Source organism: Actinomycetospora sp. NBRC 106375, assembly GCF_030269665.1.
In the GTDB taxonomy this organism is placed as follows: domain Bacteria; phylum Actinomycetota; class Actinomycetes; order Mycobacteriales; family Pseudonocardiaceae; genus Actinomycetospora.
Genome location: NZ_BSTS01000079.1, coordinates 1 through 546 on the forward strand (window position 1 = coordinate 1; position 546 = coordinate 546).

The window sequence follows — 546 nt, forward strand, 5'->3', positions numbered from 1 at the left end:
GCCCAACCCGTCAGGGGGGGAGCGGTCGAAGGTGGGACTGGCGATTGGGACGAAGTCGTAACAAGGTAGCCGTACCGGAAGGTGCGGCTGGATCACCTCCTTTCTAAGGAGCTTCACCGAACACCGCTGGCCGGGTGTCCACAGACGTGTGTTCTGTGCATCGTGGTTGCTGGTGGTGGAGGGCCCTAGTACCAGCCCGCAGCGTCTTTCGGGATGTTCGGGTTCGGGATCGGGTTGCTCGAGAAAAGTGGAAACACCGAACGTGTCCAGCGTTTGCTGGGCCGGCACACTGTTGGGTCCTGAGAGGACAACGGCCTGCCCCTTGGTGGGGGCGGGGGGTTGTGTTCTTGGGGACGGGCAGCGCCCTCCTCGCCGGTTGGTGGGGGTGGGCGCTGGTTCGTGTGGTCGTTGAGAATTGCACAGTGGACGCGAGCATCTTTTGTTTCTGTGCACATTTGTGTCGTGATTTCTTGATGTGTGTGTTGGTCAAGTTGTCAAGGGCGCACGGTGGATGCCTGGGCATCAGGAGCCGATGAAGGACGTGGG

General features: G+C 61.0%; 1 rRNA gene. It reads left to right on the forward strand.

Going from position 1 to position 546, the window contains the following annotated elements:
* Positions 1 to 103: ribosomal RNA gene (locus tag QSK03_RS32955) — 16S ribosomal RNA — on the forward strand; the annotation flags it as partial.
* Between the last annotated feature and the right edge of the window lie 443 nt (positions 104 to 546).